Source organism: Paenibacillus sp. FSL H8-0282, assembly GCF_037963825.1.
Lineage (GTDB): Bacteria > Bacillota > Bacilli > Paenibacillales > Paenibacillaceae > Paenibacillus_AQ > Paenibacillus_AQ odorifer.
Genome location: NZ_CP150146.1, coordinates 5,485,608 through 5,502,663, shown reverse-complemented (window position 1 = coordinate 5,502,663; position 17,056 = coordinate 5,485,608). Strand labels below are relative to the sequence as shown.

At 45.3% G+C, this 17,056-nt stretch carries 13 protein-coding genes and 1 tRNA gene; 13 read left to right on the top strand and 1 reads right to left on the bottom strand.

What is annotated here, in order from left to right; all coding sequences use genetic code 11:
• Positions 1-241 precede the first annotated feature (241 nt).
• Positions 242-315: transfer RNA gene (locus NST94_RS23910), tRNA-Arg, on the bottom strand.
• Between the two features lie 279 nt (positions 316-594).
• Between NST94_RS23910 and NST94_RS23905 the strand changes: the two genes are divergently transcribed.
• From NST94_RS23905 to NST94_RS23845, 13 genes are all read left to right on the top strand, one after another.
• A complete protein-coding gene (locus tag NST94_RS23905; protein ID WP_036685042.1) occupies positions 595-1,440 on the top strand; it encodes a hypothetical protein in 846 nt (281 codons plus the stop codon).
• A gap of 98 nt (positions 1,441-1,538) precedes the next feature.
• Positions 1,539-2,873 carry a trigger factor gene (tig, locus tag NST94_RS23900; RefSeq protein WP_076186119.1) on the top strand — a complete coding sequence of 445 codons (1,335 nt, stop codon included), beginning with the start codon at positions 1,539-1,541 and terminating at the stop codon, positions 2,871-2,873.
• A gap of 386 nt (positions 2,874-3,259) precedes the next feature.
• The gene (gene clpP, locus NST94_RS23895; RefSeq protein ID WP_076129430.1) at positions 3,260-3,850 is read left to right on the top strand and encodes an ATP-dependent Clp endopeptidase proteolytic subunit ClpP; all 591 of its coding nucleotides are present in this window, start codon (positions 3,260-3,262) and stop codon (positions 3,848-3,850) included.
• A gap of 12 nt (positions 3,851-3,862) precedes the next feature.
• Positions 3,863-5,119: an ATP-dependent protease ATP-binding subunit ClpX gene (clpX, locus tag NST94_RS23890; RefSeq protein WP_036685052.1), complete on the top strand. Its 1,257-nt coding sequence runs from the start codon at positions 3,863-3,865 to the stop codon at positions 5,117-5,119.
• A gap of 112 nt (positions 5,120-5,231) precedes the next feature.
• Positions 5,232-6,359, top strand: a complete 1,128-nt coding sequence (gene ispG / locus NST94_RS23885; protein WP_339281360.1) for a flavodoxin-dependent (E)-4-hydroxy-3-methylbut-2-enyl-diphosphate synthase — start codon at positions 5,232-5,234, stop codon at positions 6,357-6,359.
• A 206-nt stretch (positions 6,360-6,565) separates the two neighbouring features.
• Positions 6,566-7,285, top strand: a complete 720-nt coding sequence (locus NST94_RS23880) for a BlaI/MecI/CopY family transcriptional regulator (RefSeq protein ID WP_339281359.1) — start codon at positions 6,566-6,568, stop codon at positions 7,283-7,285.
• Positions 7,286-7,462: 177 nt separating this feature from the next.
• Positions 7,463-9,172, top strand: a complete 1,710-nt coding sequence (lonB, locus tag NST94_RS23875; RefSeq protein ID WP_038573063.1) for an ATP-dependent protease LonB — start codon at positions 7,463-7,465, stop codon at positions 9,170-9,172.
• Positions 9,173-9,406: 234 nt separating this feature from the next.
• The gene (lon, locus tag NST94_RS23870) at positions 9,407-11,770 is read left to right on the top strand and encodes an endopeptidase La (RefSeq protein WP_076129428.1); all 2,364 of its coding nucleotides are present in this window, start codon (positions 9,407-9,409) and stop codon (positions 11,768-11,770) included.
• A gap of 12 nt (positions 11,771-11,782) precedes the next feature.
• A complete protein-coding gene (gene yihA, locus NST94_RS23865) occupies positions 11,783-12,451 on the top strand; it encodes a ribosome biogenesis GTP-binding protein YihA/YsxC (RefSeq protein WP_036685063.1) in 669 nt (222 codons plus the stop codon).
• Between the two features lie 104 nt (positions 12,452-12,555).
• On the top strand, positions 12,556-13,338 hold the full coding sequence (locus NST94_RS23860) for a CpsB/CapC family capsule biosynthesis tyrosine phosphatase (protein WP_076274665.1): 783 nt from the start codon (positions 12,556-12,558) through the stop codon (positions 13,336-13,338).
• Between the two features lie 135 nt (positions 13,339-13,473).
• Entirely contained in the window at positions 13,474-15,465 is a 1,992-nt protein-coding gene (locus NST94_RS23855; protein ID WP_280753773.1) for an S-layer homology domain-containing protein, read from the top strand.
• Between the two features lie 119 nt (positions 15,466-15,584).
• Positions 15,585-16,364 carry a Wzz/FepE/Etk N-terminal domain-containing protein gene (locus NST94_RS23850; protein ID WP_036685072.1) on the top strand — a complete coding sequence of 260 codons (780 nt, stop codon included), beginning with the start codon at positions 15,585-15,587 and terminating at the stop codon, positions 16,362-16,364.
• On the top strand, positions 16,345-17,031 hold the full coding sequence (locus NST94_RS23845) for a CpsD/CapB family tyrosine-protein kinase (RefSeq protein WP_036685074.1): 687 nt from the start codon (positions 16,345-16,347) through the stop codon (positions 17,029-17,031). Before NST94_RS23850 ends, NST94_RS23845 begins: the two co-directional genes overlap by 20 nt.
• Positions 17,032-17,056 lie beyond the last annotated feature (25 nt).

The following is a 17,056-nucleotide window of genomic DNA, read 5'->3' as shown; positions in this document are numbered from 1 at the left end:
TCTATCGGATCCTGAGCTCCGACAAGGCTAAAGTTTTCATCAAGTTCTGAGCTTCGAATCCAAGCTCCATTAATCTCTGAAACTCAACTAATCCAGAGCGGCGAATTTTAAGCTCAGTCGTTCAGTCGTCTATTCGTCCCAGTGACTCCCTGAGCTCCGCCTATTCCTTCTCCTGAGCTCCGCCCAACCTCTCCCCTGAACACAGAAACAGCCTTCCCGAAGGAAGGCTGTTTCTATATGACGTCCCGGAAGGGATTCGAACCCCCGACCGTGCGCTTAGAAGGCGCATGCTCTATCCAGCTGAGCTACCGGGACATGGTTGCTGGCAGAAAAGCAAGCAGGAATTATCATATCATATGGGGTGTTTTTTTTCAAGCTGTTTTTTAAAAAGAGTACGGGGTATGCTATAATCTACAATTATTAAGTTTCGGAAGAAGCTTAAGGTATTAATAACTTTTATAATGGTTAGGATTCCATTCACATAAGTAGACATAAGGAGGTGCCCTCATTAAACATTCGGATTCCCCCGCCACCAAAGAGAATATCGTCCTGTTCCCCAAGACACTGGACTATTATCAAATCCAGCTGACGGTGATGCTGGAAAGTGAACGCTACGGGGAAGCGATGGAGCTGCTTCGTTTTTTGCTGCAGTGTCAAGGACAGGAAGAGCGAAATTACGAGGAATGGCGGTCCCTGCTGGAATGGCTCGAAACGGCATTTCCTTACGCGTCCCAGAATGGAGATGCGGAGGGAGCTGTTCACCCCGAAGACGAAGATTTAAGGGAAGAGGATATGGCCCGCTTTTTGGCCAAATCTAAAATGAACGAGGATACGGGGTATCCCAAAAAGCTGCTGCAGCGGGTGATGAACGAGCCTCTGTCTGAGGCGACAATACTTGCACTTGAGCAGCTATCCTATCTGGAAGGTGGCGGCGTTGACGAGGAGCTGACCACTTGGCTACAGGGGGATAATGTTCATCCACTGCTGCAATTTCGGACCTTGCAGACGCTTAAGCGGCGTGGGATGCAGGGAACAGTGAAGCTGATTCGCGGACATGAAAAGGTACTTGTAGAGATCGAGAGCGTGCCACTGCAGACGGAGGATTTTCCTCCGCAGGTGAGTCATGTGCTGGAGCGGGTAGCCGGGCAGGCTGAGGTGCATGAGCCTACGCTGTATTATTTTGCACAAGAGCTCTGGGGCCAGTTCATCATGTCGATTTATGGGTCGGATGAATATCGGAAATTGCTGGAAGGCGAAGACGTTTTGCTGGATATTTGGGCAGGAGCGTTGCACCAATTTGTTTCTGAGAGTTTAAACGGCTCCCGACAAGAGGAAGAGACACGTGGAATGTATGGCATCACAGACGGCATGCGCTTTCAATTTGAGGGAGCTTATCGGGCTCTCAAGGGTTTTGTAAAGACTTCTCTACTTGATAAATAAAGTAATGTTGTATATAATATAATGGTTATTCTGTGCGTGGATTGTATCATTATTTGAAGTAAACTTGTGAACCTATATTTTGGAGGGAAAAGTATAATATGAAAGCAACATGGGAAAAAATAGAGAAGAACCTTGGAGTTCTTGAAGTAGAAGTAGACGCAGAACGCGTAACAGCAGCACTTGATAAAGCTTTTAACAAAGTCGTTAAAAAAGCTAACGTACCAGGCTTCCGTAAAGGTAAAGTACCTCGGCCGATCTTTGAATCCCGTTTTGGTGTAGAAAGCTTGTACCAAGATGCAATCGACATTCTTCTTCCTGAAGCTTACGGTGAAGCAGTTGAACAAACTGACATCTTCCCTGTAGACCGTCCTGAAGTTGATATTGAGCAATTTGCTAAAGGCCAATCCTTTATCTTCAAAGCGAAGATCACGGTTAAACCTGAAGTGAAGCTCGGCGATTACAAAGGTCTGGAAGTTCCAGTACAAAAAGCTGAAGTGACTGAAGAAGAGTTGAGTGCTGAACTTGCTCGTCTGCAAGAACGTCATGCTGAGCTTGTAGTAGTTGAAGAAGAAGCAGCAGCTAACGGCGACATCGCTGTAATCGATTTTGACGGATATGTTGATGATGTACCGTTTGAAGGCGGAAAAGCTGAACGTCACTCTCTTGAGCTTGGCAGCAACTCCTTCATTCCAGGATTCGAAGAGCAAGTGGTAGGAATGGCTACTGGAGATTTCAAAGATGTTGAAGTTACTTTCCCTGATGAATACCATGCAGAGAACCTTGCGGGTAAAAAAGCAGTATTCAAAGTGAAGCTGCACGAAATCAAACGCAAACAACTTCCTGCATTGGATGATGAGTTCGCTAAAGATGTAAGTGAATTCGAAACTTTGGATGAGTACAAAGCAGATTTGAAGGCTCAACTCGAATCCCGTAAAGAGGAAGAACTGAAAGGCCTTCGTGAGAATGCAGTTGTTGATAAAGCAGCAGCTAACGCTGAAGTTGAAATCCCTGAAGCTATGATCAACAGTGAAGTTGAGAATATGGTTCGTGACTTCGACACTCGTCTTCGTCAACAAGGTATGAACATGGATATGTTCCTTAGCTTCTCCGGCCAAACTCGTGAAGACTTGCAGAACCAAATGAAAGGCGATGCTGAAAAACGCGTTCGCAACAACCTGGTATTGGAAGTTATCGCAAAACAAGAGAACATTGAAGTTTCCGAAGAAGAAGTTAACGAAGAGTTGGCTACTATGGCTGAAGCTTACAAACGTACTCCAGAAGAAATCCGCAGCATCTTGGCAGCTAACGGTTCACTGGGCAGCTTGAGCGAAGAGCTTTCGTTGCGTAAAACCATTGATTTCCTTGTTAGCAATAGTGTAGAAGTTGAAGCAGCAGAAGAAGCACCAGCTGCTGAAGACACTAAAGCTGAGTAGGATATTTTAAAATTATAAGAAGGTATAAGTTTCACTTTATACTTTATTCTTATAATTCTCGCATAAACGCTTACCGTCCTTAAAAGGACGCCGAAGGCGTTTTAGCTTGACACTACCTAGAACGGCCAAGTTACACGGCCTCCATACAGATATGATAAGGCACGTAAGTTTCGTTACGTGCCTTATTTTTATCCTCGGCCGCAAATATATGTGACTACATAGGTATCCGTATGAACGTATGGCAATAAGGTAATAGGGGCGGTAACGTCACAATTCACAAGCAGCGGACTGTCCACTGTAGTGAAAAAATGACATCGCGCCGTGAACGTGTTAAAATATTTCTGAAACGATAAGACTAATCTGTACAGAGAAAAGAGGTTGGTGGCATGAGTCTGGTACCAATGGTTGTGGAATCAACAAGTCGTGGAGAACGTTCGTACGATATCTATTCCAGATTGCTCAAGGATCGCATCATTTTCTTAAGCAGTGCGATTGACGATGATGTCGCCAATCTGGTTATTGCTCAATTGCTGTTTTTGGCAGCAGATGATCCCGAGAAGGACATTCACTTGTACCTCAACTCACCCGGTGGTTCAGTAACAGCCGGCATGGGTATATACGATACGATGCAATATATCAAACCGGATGTTTCAACCATTTGTGTAGGGATGGCAGCAAGCATGGGATCGCTCCTTCTAACAGCTGGGGCGCCGGGCAAAAGATATGCGCTGACCAACAGCGAAGTTATGATTCATCAACCGCTCGGCGGTGTTCAAGGTCAAGCGTCTGATATTTGGATTCACACTGACTGGATCCTCAAGACGAGACAGAAGCTGAATCAAATTTATGTAGATCGCACAGGTCAGCCCCTTGAAAAAATCGAACGGGACACAGACCGCGATAACTTCATGAGCGCGGAAGAAGCCAAGGAATATGGGCTTATTGACCAGGTTCTTTCTTCACCGATGAAATCTTAAAGGGGTGGTTAGATGTTTAAATTTAATGATGAAAAAGGGCAATTGAAATGTTCTTTTTGCGGTAAATCACAAGAGCAGGTTCGTAAGCTTGTAGCAGGACCGGGCGTTTATATATGTGACGAATGTATCGAGCTTTGCACGGAAATTGTGGAAGAAGAGCTCGGTCATGAGGAAGAGCTTGATCTGAAGGATATTCCAAAACCAAAGGAAATTCGTGATATTTTGGATCAATATGTAATCGGTCAAGAGCAAGCGAAGAAATCTCTTTCTGTAGCGGTTTATAACCACTACAAGCGCGTGAACAGCCAAAGCAAGATCGAAGATGTTGAGCTGACGAAGAGTAATATCCTTTTGCTCGGTCCAACAGGTTCTGGTAAAACCTTGTTAGCACAAACGATGGCGAAGATTATCAACGTTCCTTTTGCTATTGCAGACGCTACTTCCTTAACGGAAGCTGGTTATGTTGGCGAGGATGTTGAGAACATTCTGCTCAAACTCATTCAAGCTGCAGATTACGATGTGGAGAAAGCCGAACGCGGCATTATCTATATTGATGAAATTGATAAAGTAGCACGTAAATCCGAGAATCCGTCCATTACTCGTGACGTTTCCGGCGAAGGTGTACAGCAAGCGCTTCTGAAGATTCTGGAAGGAACTGTTGCTTCTGTGCCTCCGCAGGGCGGACGTAAGCATCCTCACCAGGAGTTTATTCAGATCGACACGACGAACATCCTGTTCATCGTTGGCGGTGCCTTTGACGGTCTGGAGCAAATGATTAAACGCCGTATCGGTAAAAAAATCATTGGCTTCAACGCAGCAGTTGAAGGACAAAAGGATCTTAAGCCTGGCGAATATTTGTCGATGGTATTGCCTGAAGATTTGCTCAAATTCGGTCTTATTCCTGAATTTGTAGGCCGTCTGCCAGTCATCTCGACTTTGGAGCCGCTTGATGAGAATACGCTTGTACGTATCCTTTCCGAGCCTAAAAATGCACTCACTAAACAATATATCAAGCTGCTGGAAATGGACAACGTAGCGTTGAAGTTCGAACCATTGGCACTCGAAGCAATTGCCAAGGAAGCGATCAAACGTAATACGGGAGCCCGTGGACTGCGCGCGATTATTGAGAGCATCATGCTCGATGTGATGTATGAAGTTCCTTCACGCGATGATATTAAGGATTGTGTGATCACGGAACAGGTCGTTCAGGAGAAAGCTTTGCCTGAGCTCAACCTTAAGAAAGACAAGAAGAAAGAGGAAAGCGCGTAAGCCGCTTTTCCTTAACAATACATGTCACAGTCTCCACCTTTCTTCCGCTTATCCCGCTTCACATTAGCGGGAGCGAAGGGGTGGAGCTTTGGCGTTATGGGGGAGAAAAATCATGTTCTTGAGACACCAAACCCGTCCTGTCAATGTTGGCGGGCTCATTATTGGGGGAAACAACGAGGTTGCGATTCAAAGCATGTGTACAACCAAAACCGCTGATGTGGAGGCTACTGTAGCTGAAATATTGCGGCTTGAGGAAGCAGGCTGCCAGCTAGTACGCGTAACTGTCAACAATGAAGAGGCGGCTGCCGCAATCAAGGAGATCAAGAAACAGATTCATATCCCACTCGTAGCGGATATTCATTTCAACTATAAGCTAGCGTTGATGGCTATCGAGAACGGCATCGATAAGGTACGGATTAATCCGGGGAACATTGGTCGTCGCGAAAAGGTAGAAGCGGTAGTTAAAGCATGTAAAGAAAAAGGAATTCCGATTCGGATTGGTGTAAACGCCGGTTCTTTGGAGAATCACCTTTTGGAAAAATACGGATACCCAACCCCAGAAGCTATGGTAGAAAGTGCGTTATACCATATTGGGATTCTGGAGGAACTGGATTTCCACGACATTATCGTTTCTCTAAAAGCATCCGATGTGCCAATGGCCATCGAAGCTTACCGTCAGGCTGCGGAAGTCATCCCTTATCCACTGCACTTGGGGATTACAGAATCTGGCACATTGTTTGCTGGTACAGTGAAGAGCTCCGCAGGTATTGGTGCACTGCTCTCTATGGGCATCGGCAGCACACTGCGTATCTCGCTTAGTGCCGATCCAGTTGAAGAGGTTAAGGTGGCGCGTGAGCTGCTGAAGACGTTTGGTCTGATCTCTAACGCGGCGACGCTGATCTCATGTCCAACTTGCGGCCGACTGGATATCGATCTTTTCTCCATCGCTAATGAGGTGGAAGAATACATTTCGAAGCTTAAGGTGCCTATTAAAGTTTCTGTCCTTGGCTGTGCTGTTAACGGTCCTGGTGAAGCACGTGAAGCAGATATCGGTATTGCTGGCGCTCGTGGGGAAGGTTTGCTTTTCCGCTACGGACAAATGATCCGTAAAGTGCCTGAAGCTGAACTCGTGAACGAGCTGAAGAAGGAAATTGATGCGATCGTGGTGGCTTACGAGGCAACGGGCGAAATCCCAGGCCGCGCCCACGCTAACCTTGCACCTCGGGTGCAATCGAAGTAACTTGGTTTGAATGGTATTTATAAAGAAATTTTCAATCTCATAATATTATAAACACTTCTTAGCATCGTATAGTAATTTTGGGCGACGTTAGGTAAGTAGTGATCTAAGTGGCGAAGAACGTCCTGTGCAGTTCCGGTGTATCCGGGGCTCATGGGGCGTTTTTTTTTTGCGTTTATTTCCTATTTTGGAGGAAGGAATGAGTAAACATGAACTATGAACAAGCCCATGAAAAATTTATTGCGCATCATCTTGCAAGCAGAACGGGCGAACGGCGGGGAAGGCTGGAGAGAGGTCATGGCCACGCCGAGAAATTATTTTTGCAGAATGTCTGGTGGCCGCTTCGTGGTGATTTCAATAATCTTCATCCGGAGTATGAGGTGCTGGATTTACAAAGACGAGCTTATTTTGCTGATTTTGATTTTTTGCCGGGGCCGATCAAGCTCTTGTTTGAGATCAAAGGGTATGCAGCTCATGTAAGAGACATGGATAGGCTGAAGTATTGTAATGAGCTAAATCGTGAAACTTTTCTGTACGGAATGGGTTATCAAGTACTTTCATTTGCCTATGATGATGTTGAACAGCGCCTTGAGTTATGTGTTACACTGCTGCGTTTGGCGCTAAGCCGCTACCAAATTGTAGATGCACCGCGTGGCAGACTGCTAATCGCTGAGAAGGAAATCATGCGTTTAGTGGTGCGTCAAGCTGGGGTGATACGCCCTAAAGAAGTCGCTGATTATTTCACGCTAGATCCCAAAACAGTACGCATGATGCTAAAGAATCTCTGTGAAAAAGGCTGGCTTACTCCTGTGAAGAGGGGAATCGGCGTCAAAAATGTTGAGTATAACTCCGCACTCCTCCGCATTCCTTCCTCTCCAACCTCCCCTCTAACCTCCTCAACAATCTCCTTTTTTAAAAAAATTACCTAAGCCACATTCGCAATTTCCCACACTCATTAATAACCTTAAAGTTAATTATCGGAGTCTATCCTACTGCAACAATTCAACAAATCCTTAAATTCGCGTTTACTAATTACCGAAACGGCTATACTACCTAATAGTAGCCAAGGGTGGAAAGGTAGACTGAACGAAACAGGAGGATGACCTATGGAATTAAGTATAGTTGTGATGATCGTGCAGCTCTTTTTCGCGCTGGTTATCGGCGTATACTTTTGGAATCTGCTGCGGGGTCAGAAGACAAATAAGACAGCGGTAGAACGAGAGTCGCGCAAGGAACTGGACAAGTTACGGAAAATGCGGATGATTACATTAACTAAACCATTGTCGGAGAAAACACGTCCGGCTTCTATTGGAGATATTGTCGGGCAAAAAGATGGGCTGCGCGCCCTGAAAGCCGCACTTTGCAGCGCTAATCCGCAGCATGTGATTATTTATGGTCCGCCGGGAGTGGGCAAGACTGCGGCAGCGCGTGTTGTCATGGAAGAGGCGAAAAAGAATGTGCTTTCTCCTTTTAAAAGTGACGCCAAATTCACAGAGATTGACGCCACTACCGCTCGTTTTGATGAGCGTGGTATTGCTGACCCGTTGATCGGCTCTGTGCATGATCCTATTTACCAGGGTGCAGGGGCCATGGGTGTGGCGGGTGTGCCACAGCCGAAACCGGGCGCGGTCACTAAGGCGCATGGCGGGATTCTTTTTCTGGATGAGATAGGAGAGCTTCACCCTATTCAGATGAATAAGCTGCTTAAAGTGCTTGAAGACCGGAAGGTCCTGCTAGAGAGCGCTTATTATAATTCGGAGGATAATAATACTCCGGCTTATATTCATGATATTTTTCAAAATGGATTGCCTGCTGATTTCCGGCTAGTTGGCGCTACTACGCGCTCTCCGGATGAGATTTCACCTGCGCTGCGTTCGCGCTGCATGGAGATTTATTTCCGCCCGCTGCTGCCGGATGAGATTGCCGTCATCGCGCGTGACGCGATACAGAAAATCGGGCTTAAACCAAGTCCGGAAGCAGTCACTGTGGTGCAACAGTATGCAACCAACGGCCGGGAGGCAGTTAATATGATTCAGTTGGCTGCCGGATTAGCTTTAACTGAGCAGAGAGATACACTAAATGCTGCTGATGTGGAATGGGTAGCAGGCAGCAGCCAGCTTCCGCTGCGTACGGAACGCAAGATTCCTTCGGCACCGCAGATTGGATTAGTCAATGGTCTTGCCGTGTATGGGCCAGGGATGGGTACTCTGCTCGAAATCGAAGTTTCCGCAGCGCCTGCTGTGAACGGCCAAGGCAGATTGAACGTGACAGGTGTGGTGGATGAAGAAGAGATCGGTGGAGGCTCCCGCACAATTCGGCGAAAAAGTATGGCAAAGGGCTCAGTTGAGAATGTATTGACCGTACTGCGTACGATGAATCTGGAGCCCGATCGTTATGATCTACATGTGAATTTCCCAGGGGGTACACCGATTGACGGACCTTCTGCTGGAGTAGCGATGGCAGTAGCAATTGTCTCTGCTATTCGTGGACTTCCCGTGGATAACACGGTAGCGATCACAGGCGAGATAGGCATTCATGGTCGAGTTAAGCCAGTGGGTGGAGTAATTGCCAAAGTAGAAGCTGCTTTTCAAGCTGGAGCCACTACAGTGCTTATTCCAAAAGAAAACTGGCAGTCGCTCTTCGCTGACCTCGCACCATTACGCGTAATTCCAATGGAAACAGTAGAAGAGGTGTTCCGTCATCTGTTCGGTGCCGATACAGCTGATGTAAGGCTGCCTGCAGTTGCTGGAGAGCTGTTCTCCGCTGCACCTTCACTCCTAAAGGCCGATGCGGCTGGTGAATCTGCAAAGGGTTAAACTAAATTGATCCCTAATTCGAAGAATAAGGTGAGATTTGTCGCTGTAAAATAAAGGAGGCTGCAGGCAATTCTGCTGCTTCCTTTTTAAATGCTACAAGAAACGTTGTATCTATTTATGGAAAAGCAAGTCGGTTCTTCTTGAAATCTAAGGACTCTGTTGGTGTTTTGGGGCTGCTTTTGTTAGAATGAATGCATATGAGATTAATTGAGAGCCATGGGAGGTGCGAAAGCGATGATGACAAATAAAACAAAAGGTCGTCGTTTTCCTTTATTGCCGCTAAGAGGGCTTCTTGTGTACCCAAGCATGGTTCTTCACTTGGATGTGGGCCGTGAGAAGTCAGTTCGGGCGCTAGAGAAAGCTATGGTTGAAGATAATTTGATTCTTCTTTGTTCCCAGTCGGAAGTGAATATTGAAGAGCCAGGTCAGGACGATATTTTTCGGGTCGGTACTGTCGCCAATGTGCGGCAAATGCTGAAGCTTCCAAACGGTACGATACGTGTACTGGTTGAAGGTGTAGAACGGGCCGAAATTATTAATTATATCGATAATGATGAGTACTATGAGGTTATGGCGCGTGAGCTGCCGGAAGATGAAGATAGCGATCAAGAATGTGACGCGCTGATGCGTACAGTACTCAATCAGTTCGAACACTATATTACGTTATCCAAAAAAGTGACCCCAGAGACCCTCGCTGCTGTATCCGATATAGAAGAGCCTGGTCGACTTGCGGATGTCATTACGAGTCATTTATCGCTAAAAATTAAGGATAAGCAAGAAATTCTCGAGACGATTGATGTTAGTAAACGGCTGGAGAAGCTTCTTGATATTCTTAATAATGAGCGTGAAGTGCTGGAGCTTGAACGTAAGATCAATCAACGTGTCAAAAAGCAGATGGAAAAGACGCAGAAGGAATATTATTTGCGTGAGCAAATGAAAGCGATCCAGAAAGAACTCGGCGAGAAGGAAGGCCGGGTAGGAGAAGCGGAAGAGCTGCGGACGCTAATGGAAGAGAAAAATGTTCCAGAACGTGTGAAAGAAAAGATGGAGAAAGAAATCGATCGGCTGGAAAAAATGCCAGTCAGCTCTGCGGAAGGCGGCGTCATTCGCAACTATGTAGATTGGCTGCTTAGTCTCCCTTGGAGTGAACAGACAGAGGATGATCTTGACATCAAAAAGGCCGAGCAGGTACTTGATGAGGATCACTACGGTTTGGAAAAACCAAAGGAACGGGTATTGGAATATTTGGCTGTTCAGCAGCTGGTTAAGAAGCTTAAGGGTCCGATTTTATGTCTTGTAGGTCCTCCGGGGGTGGGGAAAACCTCACTGGCTCGTTCCATCGCCCGTTCGCTCAACCGCAAGTTCGTCCGTATCTCGTTAGGCGGTGTACGTGATGAGGCGGAGATTCGAGGTCATCGCCGGACTTATGTAGGTGCGATGCCGGGCCGGATTATCCAAGGCATGAAGACGGCGGGTACGATTAATCCGGTTATCCTATTGGATGAAATCGATAAGATGGCTGCGGATTTCCGTGGAGATCCATCTTCAGCGCTGCTTGAGGTGTTGGATCCAGAACAAAACAACACGTTTAGTGATCATTTTGTAGAGTTGCCGTTCGACTTGTCGAACGTAATGTTTGTAACAACAGCGAACGTAGTGCATAATATTCCGCGTCCTTTGCTGGATCGGATGGAAATGCTGTTCATTCCAGGTTATACGGAACTGGAGAAACTGCAAATCGGCAGCCGTTATCTATTGCCTAAGCAGAAGAAAAACCACGGTCTTGCAGAAGATCAACTGATTATCGAAGACGATAGCTTATTACGCATTGTCCGCGAATATACCCGTGAATCCGGTGTTCGTAATTTGGAACAGCAGATTGCAGCATTATGCCGCAAAGCTGCGAAACAAATCGTGTCTGAGGAAAAAGAGAAAGTGGTCATTCTTCCTGACGACATCAAGGATTATCTTGGGGCTTCTAAATATCGTTACGGTATGGCTGAGCTTGAAGATCAGATCGGTACGGTCACTGGGCTAGCTTGGACTGAGGTCGGTGGAGATACACTGCTGATCGAAGTTACGGTTGTGCAGGGAACAGGTAAACTAACCCTTACCGGACAGCTTGGCGATGTAATGAAGGAGTCGGCACAGGCAGCATTCAGCTATACTCGTTCGAAGGCGGAGGAGCTGGGGCTCCAGCCCGATTTTTATGAGAAGATTGATATTCATATCCATATCCCGGAAGGTGCAATTCCGAAGGATGGCCCGTCTGCAGGGATTACGATTGCAACCGCATTGATCTCCGCGCTCACGAAACGTTATGTTTCGAAGGATGTGGCGATGACAGGTGAAATCACCTTGCGGGGACGTGTACTGCCAATTGGTGGATTGAAAGAGAAATCTCTTGCGGCTCACCGAGCTGGATATAAAAAGATCCTTCTTCCCAAAGACAATGAACGGGATTTGAAAGATATTCCTGAGAGCGTACGTAATGATGTTGAGTTCGTACCTGTATCTAATATGGATCAGGTCTTGCATCATGCGTTAGTTGAGCATCATAATGAAATTAGCAGTGAGCCACCGAGTAGTGTGCATTAGAAAGGAAGTCCTATGAAAGTTAATATTGCCGAATTTATTATCAGTGCCGTTGGCCCTGATCAGTACCCTGATGATTCCTTGCCAGAGGTTGCTCTGGCAGGGCGTTCCAATGTGGGGAAGTCTTCCCTCATTAACCGAATGATTAACCGTAAGAATCTGGCTCGGACAAGCTCCACGCCTGGTAAGACACAACACATGAACTATTACCGTATCAATGAAGACAGCATGTATTTTGTTGACTTTCCAGGTTACGGGTATGCCAAAGTCTCCAAGACACAACGCGCGGTGTGGGGTAAAATGGTTGAGAAATACCTCTCTGAGCGCGATACGTTGAAGCTTGTTCTGCTTATTGTGGACCTGCGGCATTCGCCTACCAGCAATGATAAGATGATGTTCGACTGGTTGAAGCATTATGATCTTCCTATGTGTGTTGTAGCGACCAAAGCGGATAAAATTCCTAAGACACGCTGGCAAAAGCATATCAAGACCATGAAGCAGGAGCTGGGCGTGCTGCCAGGGGATAATTTTATTCCATTCTCCTCGGAAATTGGTCTCGGCAAAGACGAGCTTTGGGGCTTAATCGATGGGTATATTCGCCCTTCTGAGAATGAATCTCCGGATTCAGAGGATGCTGAAATGATAGCAAATGAATCTCAGCAAGAGGAGTCAACCGAAGCGTAAGATATGAACTCATTTACAATCAAGCAACCATTCCTGGAGGGAATGGTTGTATTTTTTTGTTGATAAAACTAAAATTTCTATGGAAAAGGACCGATAGATAACATATGATAGATATTCACTGCCACATCTTACCCTTTTTGGATGACGGAGCCTCTGATTGGGAAGCTGCTCTTGCCATGGCGCAAGACGCCCACAGAGAAGGGATTACTTCAGTCATCGCCACGCCACATCATGCCAACGGTCAATATATGAATAACGCCCCCAAGATTAAAGAAGCTGTGGAGCTGATGAATGAAAGACTTCGTCAGGCTGGTAATCCACTGCTTGTTCTTTCAGGTCAAGAGATCCGTATCTACGGTGATCTGCTGAATGATCTGGAGCGGGGGGAACTGCTGAGTCTTGCAGATTCGCGGTATATTTTACTGGAAATGCCTTCTTCACGAGTACCACGTAACATGGAAGAAATCTGCCACGAGCTGATCATTCAAGGGTTCGTTCCGGTCATCGCCCATCCGGAGCGCAATGCTGAAATAGCTGCTGATCCTTCTAAACTAGAGAGATTGATAGAGCTAGGATCACTTGGACAGGTAACCGCACAGAGTCTTGCAGGCGTTTTCGGGAATAAGCTACAGAGATTGTCGCTGGAGCTATGCCGTAGAAATGCAGTACATGTGTTGGCCTCTGATGCACATGACAGTGTTCATCGTCCTTTTGGATTAAACGCTGCTTATGTGGTTATGGAGAAAGAATTAGGCCCTGAGATGCGTGACTATGTTCGCGGCAATGCTCAGCAAATTATGACCAATGGCGAGGTTATTCATGGAAAACACGTACAAACAAGGGGAAACCGACAAAAATTGTTTGGATTTTTTTTCCGAAAGGGCTGACTAATCTACCTAATAGTGGTAGAATGGGTTTTATTGGGTGATTTAATGCTATACGTAATAGCGTAGCATTTGGGCGAATTGTTCTAGGTCTATGGTAGTACAGTATTTTAATACATAAGAAGAGGTGGATATTTAGTGACTTTGAAAAAGAAACTAGTAGTATCAACATTAGCAGCAAGTATGGTAGCAGCATCCGTAGCGGGTCTTCCGTTGGGAAGCCTTGGAGCAGTAGGCACAGCATCTGCGGCTACAGTTAGTAGCAGTGCAGCAGTTAAGGATAAGGTTCTTGCTGTTTACAAACAATTGACCGCAACAGATGCAGTTTATCTCTACAATTTGAAGACTGAGGTTGCAGCACTGAGTGAGAAAGAATTTACAGAAATTTTTGCTCCAGTACTGAACAAGCTTTCACTGGATGGAGAAGAAACAAAAACATCACTTAAATTGTTCCAAAGCGTTACTAGTGTAGTCTACGATGTCTATGGAAATGACTTCTCCGGAATCCAAGTGATCCGTAACGATGACAAAAACATTGCTTTGGTAAGCAAAATTGCAGCTAAAGCGGGTGTGTCTGGACTTACTGTTGATAGTGTTGCTGAATTTTTGAGCAGTATTGAAACAGAACTTCGTGATCTGGTAAGCAGCAAGTCAACTGCAGATTTGTTGGCAATCCTTACTTCTGAATCTGGTTACGATACTTTGCTGAATGAAGCTATTGCGAAAGTATTGAGCCATACAACAGGAACAGGAGCACTCACAGTAAGTCAAGCGTTGGACAAGCTTGGAGTTACTGCTAGTGATGTGAAAGAAACACTGAAAAACCTGAACAATAATATTAAATCCGCGAAACCTGCGGCGAAATCACTTGCATTTGCTTATATTAAAGCCTACGGATTAGGCGATAATGGCAACGGTAATGGCAACGGCAACGGTAATGGTAGTAGTGGAAGCGGAAATGGAAGTGTTACAACGCCTGTAGCTCCTGTGCAAACTCCAGGAATCTATGACGTATCTAAGCTCGTAAGCATTGTTGACGGTAAAGCAACCTTGAAATTGGTTGATGCTGATGTAATTAAAGAATTTGATAAACTGGTTGCAGCGAACCCTGGTAAAACTGGTCTTACTTTGACCCTGAATCTGGGAACAGTAAACGCTACTACAGTTGAAGTTCCACTTTCCCAAGCCATTATTGAAGCTGCAAAAGCTAAAGGTATTGCGAATATCGCCGTTACTTTCAACGGTGTAACTGTAACGATTCCTGTAAGCCAATTCAGCACAGCGATTTCATTGACAGTAACTACAGCTAAACCAGAAGTTGTAACTTCCGTTACCAAGCTGAAATTGGCTTCGGATGTGTACGAATTCACACTTAGTGTGAACGGTGTAGTACAAAGCACATTTAAACAACCAATTACTATCAAACTGCCACTTAAGAATACTGATGGTCTTGATAAAGAATTGCTTTCCGTTGGTAAGCTTGTATACGGCGACCTGCAATTCCAAGGTGGAGTTCTTGATGGAGATTTCATCGTAGAACCACGTGATACATTCTCTTCTTACGCAGTACTTGAGAATAAAGTCTCCTTTAATGATATTGCTGCTGTACAAGCATGGGCTGGCAGACAAATTCAAGTCGTAGCTGCTAAAGGTGCAATTGAAGGAGTCGGAGCAGGTAAATTTGCACCGAAGAGCAACGTAACTCGTGCTGAGTTCTCCAAAATGTTGATTCGTGCGCTTAACCTGGAAAACAACTCTGCTGTACAAAGCTTTAGCGATGTAAGTTCAACTGCTTGGTATGCACCATATGTAGCAGTTGCAGCAGAAAAAGGGATTATTACTGGACGCAGTGCGGCCAAATTTGATCCTAATGCAACTATTACACGTGCAGAAATGGCAACAATGATCTCCCGTGCGTTGAAATCTATCAATCCTGATGCAAAAACAGATTCTACTGCAATCAGTAAATTCTCTGATGCTGCTAAGATCAGCGCATCCCTAAGAGATGGCGTAGCATTTGCAGCAAGCCACAACCTGGTTATCGGAAATGCTGGTAAGTTCAACCCGAACGATACAGCTACCCGTGCTGAAGCAGCAGTAATTATCTACCGTACTATTAACTTCAAGTAAATAAAACTTATAGTATACAGCCTCCTCTCATGTAGGTGAGAGGAGGCGATTTTTTTGCAAATAGGGAAGATTTGAACAGGCATCGAAATATTTCAGAAATAGCTTGGGGGTAATTTCACTTGTCATCACAAGAATTGGATCTTCGCGATTATTTTCAGATCGTCAGGAAGAGACTATGGCTCATTTTCAGCATAGTTGTATTGGTGTGCGGTATTGCTGGTGTATATAGTCTGTATATTAAAAACCCGGTATATGAGGCATCCACGAAGATTATCGTTAACCAAACACCGACGCAGTCAGCGGTGGGGCAGCTTGATTTAAACCAGATTAATACCAATATTCAATTAATTAATACGTATAAGGAAATTATTAAGACTCCGGCCATCCTTGATATTGTTACAAAGGATTATCCGCAATTCAATATTACTGCGGAAGAGCTATTAAAAAAGGTTAATGTGAGTTCCGTAAATAATACGCAGGTGATGACACTTGTCGTTCGAGATAATTCTTATCAGCGGGCTGCTGAAATCGTGAATGCCATTTCACTTGTGTTCAAGGAAGAAATTCCAAGTCTATTTAATGTGGAAAATGTATCGATTCTGAATGAAGCTAAAGTGAATCCAACTGTTGAGCCACGGCCGGTAGAACCAAATGTTTTACTGAACATGGCTATTGCTTTTATCGTCTCTTTGATGATTGGATTAGGGATTGCCTTCCTGCTGGAATATATGGATGACACCCTGAAGACAGAAGCTGATATTGAGAAGTATCTTGGTTTGCCTACCATAGCTATGATTACAAGATTGGGTCAAGATGAAAGCAAGCAAGGTGCCGCACAAACTCAGAAACAATCATCCAGAAAGGCGGGGGACCTCGAACATGTCACAGCTTCCAAATAAACAACGCCATCTGATCACCGTTACGAACCCACGCTCTCCTGTCTCTGAAGCGTTTCGCGCATTGCGCACGAATATTGATTTTTCTTCTGTAGATCAGACTATTCAAGTGATTATGGTCACTTCATCCGGACCGGAAGAAGGTAAATCTACGGTATCTGCTAACCTGGCGGCAGCTTACGCACAAGCAGATAAAAGAGTATTGTTGATTGACGCCGATTTGCGGAAGCCGACGGCACATAAGACTTTTACACTAAGCAACCGTTTTGGTTTATCCTCCCTACTGTCTCAACAGGCAGTTCTTGAGGACACTGTCCAAGACTCCGGTGTTAATAATCTTTCAATTATGACCTCTGGACCAATCCCGCCCAACCCGGCGGAAATGATGGCATCTAATCGGATGAGCACTCTTTTACAGGATTTGCGTCAGCGGTATGATGTCATTCTTATTGATACTCCACCATTATTAGCGGTTACGGATGCACAAATTGTGGCCTCGAAGAGTGATGGCGTTATTATGGTTGTCAGTTATGGTAAGGTGAAACGCGATATCGCAGTAAAAGCTAAAGCTAATCTAGATCGTGTAGGTGCAAAAATGCTCGGCGTTGTTCTCAATAATGTAAAACGTAAAGCTAGTGAAGGGTACTATTACTACTACTATGGAAATTGATTTATTCATAATTAAAAATGTTATT

What these genes read in the sequence shown, in the direction of transcription:
- tig (WP_076186119.1), top strand. Translation starts at nt 1,539, where the DNA reads ATGAAAGCAACATGGGAAAAAATAGAGAAGAACCTTGGAGTTCTTGAA.
- ispG (WP_339281360.1), top strand. Translation starts at nt 5,232, where the DNA reads ATGTTCTTGAGACACCAAACCCGTCCTGTCAATGTTGGCGGGCTCATT.
- NST94_RS23880 (WP_339281359.1), top strand. Translation starts at nt 6,566, where the DNA reads ATGAACTATGAACAAGCCCATGAAAAATTTATTGCGCATCATCTTGCA.
- clpP (WP_076129430.1), top strand. Translation starts at nt 3,260, where the DNA reads ATGAGTCTGGTACCAATGGTTGTGGAATCAACAAGTCGTGGAGAACGT.
- NST94_RS23905 (WP_036685042.1), top strand. Translation starts at nt 595, where the DNA reads ATGCTGGAAAGTGAACGCTACGGGGAAGCGATGGAGCTGCTTCGTTTT.
- lon (WP_076129428.1), top strand. Translation starts at nt 9,407, where the DNA reads ATGATGACAAATAAAACAAAAGGTCGTCGTTTTCCTTTATTGCCGCTA.
- NST94_RS23845 (WP_036685074.1), top strand. Translation starts at nt 16,345, where the DNA reads ATGTCACAGCTTCCAAATAAACAACGCCATCTGATCACCGTTACGAAC.
- yihA (WP_036685063.1), top strand. Translation starts at nt 11,783, where the DNA reads ATGAAAGTTAATATTGCCGAATTTATTATCAGTGCCGTTGGCCCTGAT.
- clpX (WP_036685052.1), top strand. Translation starts at nt 3,863, where the DNA reads ATGTTTAAATTTAATGATGAAAAAGGGCAATTGAAATGTTCTTTTTGC.
- lonB (WP_038573063.1), top strand. Translation starts at nt 7,463, where the DNA reads ATGGAATTAAGTATAGTTGTGATGATCGTGCAGCTCTTTTTCGCGCTG.
- NST94_RS23860 (WP_076274665.1), top strand. Translation starts at nt 12,556, where the DNA reads ATGATAGATATTCACTGCCACATCTTACCCTTTTTGGATGACGGAGCC.